This window comes from Streptomyces sp. GC420 (assembly GCF_009916105.1).
Classification (GTDB): Bacteria; Actinomycetota; Actinomycetes; order Streptomycetales; family Streptomycetaceae; genus Streptomyces.
Map to the genome: position 1 here is coordinate 1 of NZ_JAAAXQ010000508.1, position 4639 is coordinate 4639.

Below are 4639 nucleotides of genomic sequence, written 5' to 3' on the forward strand. Positions count from 1 at the left end.
GTCGTCGAGGGTGCTCTTGGGTGGAGGCAGTACGTCGTCGAGCCGGTTGCCGAGCAGTTTGCCGGCGTCGTTGCCGAAGAGCTTGCCGAACTTGTCGCCAAGAGCCTGGAAGGGACCCGCCAGCAGGCCCTGGATCGCTCCGGAGAGGGCGGCGTTCTTGGTGAGCTTGCTGTCCCAGTTGTCACGGGTGCCCTGGTTCAGCTGCGTCCACTGGACGAGACCGTCCATGGCCACGCCCATGCCCACGTTGATGATCTCGTGCATGAGCAGCGCGATGAGCATCCGCCCCAGGCGGGTGCGGATGATCAACCGGACGATGGCCTGCTTCTGCAGGTAGGCGGCGATGGAGGCCCCGAAGAAGAAGGACAGTGCCAACGCCACCGCGGCCTCGACCAGCAGCTCCACCAGCTGAGCGATGATCATGTACTTCGTGTACTGGAGCTGGGTGGCGCTCTTGCGGGTGAAGTCGGCGATCAACTCCGCCTGGTTGGTGACGGCGTTGAAGTAGTCGAGCCCTTCCTGCCCGCCGAGGAAGTCCTTCATCGCCTCCTGGTACATCTCGGCGGCGGTGCCGTCGAAGTTCTTCCTGGTGTAGCCGAGGGCGTCGGCCACCTGCTTCTGGATGTCGCCGTTCAGTTTCCCGTGCAGCCCTTTGTGCGCCTCGGCGAGGGCGAACATCTTGTCCTCGTCGCCGTCCGGCGGGACCTCACCGGTCAGGGCGGCGAAAAGCCAGGCGCACTGGGGGGGAAACTCCAACGACATGGCCGCTCAGTGCTTCTTCGTCTGGGTGCTGACGTGGTCGATCACGTCAGACTGGGTCTTCTTGAACTTCTTGGAGGTGTCACCCAGGCTCTGTCCGCTGGCTTCGAGCGCCTCGATCAGGGCCGCGGTCCCGTCCACGACGAGGTCGAGGCCCTGGTAGTACTTCTTGGCGAAGGTCTCGCCGAACTCACCGGTGCCCCAGCAGCCGCGATAGCTGGTGATCTTGTCCAGGTATTCCTCGCGGGCGACCTTGAGCACTTCGCCCACGTCCTTCACGGCCTCGCCGCTGCCGTTCAGGCCCTCGCTGTCGACGTCGAGTTCACTCATCGGCGTGTCGTCCCCTCCTCCGTACCGGTGCCGCTCTCCTCGTCGTCCACCAGTTCGTCCAGCAGAGCTCCCCGGGAGGTGGCGGTGGAGCGGGAGGACGGCACCACCAGGTCCGGGTCCTCCCGCAGCGGGGCGAACAGCTCTTCCCACTCCACCGGGGCGAAGCCGCCCTCGGCGTCCGGCGACAGCCCGGGGACCGGACCGAAGGGCCGATAGATGTCGAGCAGCTGGGAGGCTGCCTGGGAACGCGCGGCGGCGATGGTGGTCATCACCGCGTTGGCCAGCTCGGCGGGAGCCATGGTGCGGTAACGCGAGGTGGGGAAGCGCAGGTTCGTCACCTCGCCCTGCGCCCCGACGGTCGCCTCCACCGAACGGTCCTTGGCCGTGACCGTCGCCGATATCCGGGACGCCTCCGCCGCGGCCTCGTCCAGCCTGACCCGCGTCTCCTCGAACTCGGCCAGTGCCTCCGCCAGCCGTTCCTCCAGGGGATTGCTCATCGCCCCGCACCTCCTTGATCGCGTATGTCCCGGCATCGGCGGGAAGGCCGGCTCCGTCGGCCGCGCCCGCCGCGTGCGCCCCTGGCCCTGCTCGTGGTCCCGTCCCCGTCCTTGTCCCCGTGCACCCGGCTCACCGTCCGATCACGCCGGCGATCCCGCCCTCGTCGGTGCCCCAGACCTCTTCGTCCTCGCTCACCCAGGTGGCGCGCTCGCGCTCGTCGCTCTGGGTGCTCTGGCCGCCGGCGCCACCCATGCCGCCGCCCATCGGGGGGAGGAACGGCATCCCCCCGGAGGTGGTCGCAGGGCGCCGCGCCAGGGCCGCCTCCTCGGCGGCGAGCTGGGCGGCGCGGCTGCGGGCGGCCACCGACTCGCCGATCGCTGCCGCCCGGGTGCGTTCTCCGGCCACGGTGCCGCCGGTACCGGCACCGCCGGTCGCGGTGAGGCTCTGCCCCAGGGGGTTGGCGGAGAGCAAGGGCAGGGAGGAGGAGCCGCTCCCGTAGCCGCTTCCGGTCAGGGAGGTTCCGGAGCTCCAGTCGTCCGGGTAGTCGTAGTAGTCGAAGTCGCCGAGGCGGCCGGAGGAGGTGCCGTCGAGACCGCTGGACAGGCCGCCCGTCACCGAGACGGTGCGGCCGTCGGCGTCCGTGGTGACCGTCCGCCCGTCCGGGTACGTGATCTTGTGGCCGCCGTCCTTGAACTCGACGTCCACGGTGCCGTCCGGATAGTTCGTGGTGGTGGAGCCGTCCTGGTTGTGCGTGGTCTGGGCACCGGCCTTTCCGCCGAGGGGGTTCAGGTGCTCGGTCGTCTTCCCCCCGTCCGGGTCGGTGGTCGTGTAGGTGCCGTCCGGCCCGAGCCTGGTGGCGGTGCCGTCCTTGTAGGTGGTGACGACCGTGCCGTCCTTGTCCACCTTGGCCACCGAACCGTCGGCGTATTCGATGGTCGAGGTGTTCTTGCCCAGGTGCGAGACCGTCTTGGTGCCGTCCGGGTCGACCGTGGTGACCGTTCCGTTCGGGTTGACCGTGGTCCTGGTGCCGTTGGCGTGCACCGTCGTGGTCGAGCCGTCCTTGTTCCACGTCGTGGTCGAGCCGTCCGGGTTGTGGACGGTCTCGCCCGGTTCCGGGCGGGAGACGGTCTTGTTGCCCTCGGCGTCGGTCGTGGTCAGCGTGCCGTCGGGGGCGCCGGCCAGGGTGGAGCCGTCCTTGTACTGGGTGAGGGTGCTGCCGTCGGGCCGGACGGTGGTCCTGGTGCCGTCCGGGTAGGTGATCGTCTCGCTGCCGTCCCTGTGCAGCACGGTGGTGGTGCCGTCCGGGTTGACCGTGGTGGTCGTGCCGTCGCGCGCGATGGTGGTGGTGGTCCCGTCCTTGTGCGTGATGGTGCGGGAGCCGTCCTGGTTGTACGCGGTGGTGCTGCCGTCCGGGCCCTTGACGGTCTTCAGCGGGGCGGTGCCGCTGCCCGTGCCGAGGCCCGGCGGGTTCAGCCCGAGGCCGGGGGGAAGTACGCCCGGCGCGGTCGTCTCCCGGTGTCCGTCCGGGAAGGTCGTGGTGTACGAACCGTCGGGGTTGCGCACGGACGTGGAGCCGTCCGGGTTCTGGATGACGCCCCCGAGGCCGCCGCCGGGACCGTTGAGCCCGAGGGAGGGGGGCTGGGATCCGTTCTGGCCGCTGCCCAGCGATCCGTCCGGGTTGTTGAGGTCCAGGGTGGGAGGGGGGACCTTGTCCTTCAGGTCGTTCGGGTCGTCGAGGCCGGGTGGCGTCTTGGTGTCGTCCAGCCCGCCGCCGGAGCCGCCCGAACCCAGGTCGGTCTTGTCCTCCGGATTGTCCTGCTGATTCTTCAGGTCTTCCTGCTGCTGCTTCGTCTGGTCCTCGGTGTACTTGGTCCTCAGGTCGGTGAAGCCGGGGGCGAAGGTGAAGGTGCTGGTGAGGCTTTCGAGATCGGCGAAGGCGTTGTTGAGCGCGATGGCCTGTTCGGTGGCGGCCGTGTCCAACTGCGCCAGATTCGCCACCCAGTCCCGGTATGCCTGCTGCCCGAGCTTCTGCCACGCGTCCTTCTGCGTGAGGTCGCCGAAGGGTTCGTAGTAGATGGAAAACCCGTCGAGCTGCTCGAGCTTCGTAAGCGTAGAGTGCGGGGACACCTTCTGGATGTTGTATTCGTTGAGGTAGGCGGCAACCTTGTCGATCCACCTGTCGAGATGACAGGTCGGCAGGAACAGGGCCGCGTCCGGTGACGCTGCCGTCGTCCATCTGGTCCATGCGGCATGGAGCTTGCCCGCGGCGTCATGGATGGCCTGGACGCAGCGGAGGATCTCCTTGCCGACCGAAGAGCCGGCGGTGACGGCGGGAAGGTTTCCCAACTGCACGCTTCCCGGTCCCCGGTTCGAGGTGAGGTCCTCGCCGAGATCCTTGTATCCCAGATTCAGCCCGTCGACGAGGCTGCGGAAGACATCGGCTGCCGACCCTTTCCATGCCGCGTCCTCCTCGCCCAGGCTCTTGTGCCAGGCCTCGATCTCTTTTTGATAATTGACAAAGAACGTGCGTACGTCATCGAACGACTTTGCCATATCCATGATCGTGGTCAGTTGTATGGCGTCCTTCACGTCCACCGGGGGAACGTTCTGGTAGCCGAGGTCGAGATGTGCGGTGGTGCCGTCGTCGAACAGCTTCTTGAGGGCCTGGCCGTAGCCCCAGTCGTAGGCGCCGGCTTTTCCGTTGTCGCTGAAATCGTTCCCGCCCTCGGCCCAGGGGACCGTCAGCGTGACCTCCCAGTAATTCTCGACGCCGATGTCGTAGAACCTGATGACTCTCTCGGGTCCGTTTCCGGCGTGCTCTATGGAAGTATCGTCCGGGGGGTACAGTGACAATAGTTTCGGGGCCGCCCTCAGCCAGCCGATTCCCTCCCCCGACTGGTCGGCGGTGCTCCCCACGCTGCCCACGTCCTCGCGCTTGCCGCCCGCGAAACCCGTGAGCTGCCCGACGACGTATTCCCATCGGGTCTGCGGTGGTGTTGTCATAGGAGAGCGGCCCTTCCGGGGAGCGCGGCGCGTGGCGGGGGTGCGGACG

The 4639-nt window shown here is 67.9% G+C and carries 3 protein-coding genes and 1 pseudogene; all 4 read right to left on the minus strand.

Annotated features, from left to right (window positions below):
* Window positions 1–762, minus strand: a pseudogene (locus tag GUY61_RS35060) (hypothetical protein); the annotation flags it as partial.
* 6 nt (window positions 763–768) lie between these two features.
* Window positions 769–1089 (minus strand): hypothetical protein, encoded by a 321-nt coding sequence (locus GUY61_RS35065; RefSeq protein WP_166634361.1) that lies wholly within the window; start codon window positions 1087–1089, stop codon window positions 769–771.
* Window positions 1086–1586 carry a YbaB/EbfC family nucleoid-associated protein gene (locus GUY61_RS35070; RefSeq protein WP_166634362.1) on the minus strand — a complete coding sequence of 167 codons (501 nt, stop codon included), beginning with the start codon at window positions 1584–1586 and terminating at the stop codon, window positions 1086–1088. Before GUY61_RS35070 ends, GUY61_RS35065 begins: the two co-directional genes overlap by 4 nt.
* 130 nt (window positions 1587–1716) lie before the next feature.
* Window positions 1717–4590 carry an AAWKG family protein gene (locus GUY61_RS35075; protein WP_166634363.1) on the minus strand — a complete coding sequence of 958 codons (2874 nt, stop codon included), beginning with the start codon at window positions 4588–4590 and terminating at the stop codon, window positions 1717–1719.
* Between the last annotated feature and the right edge of the window lie 49 nt (window positions 4591–4639).

What these genes read in the sequence shown, in the direction of transcription:
- GUY61_RS35065 (WP_166634361.1), bottom strand. Translation starts at nt 1,089, where the DNA reads ATGAGTGAACTCGACGTCGACAGCGAGGGCCTGAACGGCAGCGGCGAG.
- GUY61_RS35070 (WP_166634362.1), bottom strand. Translation starts at nt 1,586, where the DNA reads ATGAGCAATCCCCTGGAGGAACGGCTGGCGGAGGCACTGGCCGAGTTC.
- GUY61_RS35075 (WP_166634363.1), bottom strand. Translation starts at nt 4,590, where the DNA reads ATGACAACACCACCGCAGACCCGATGGGAATACGTCGTCGGGCAGCTC.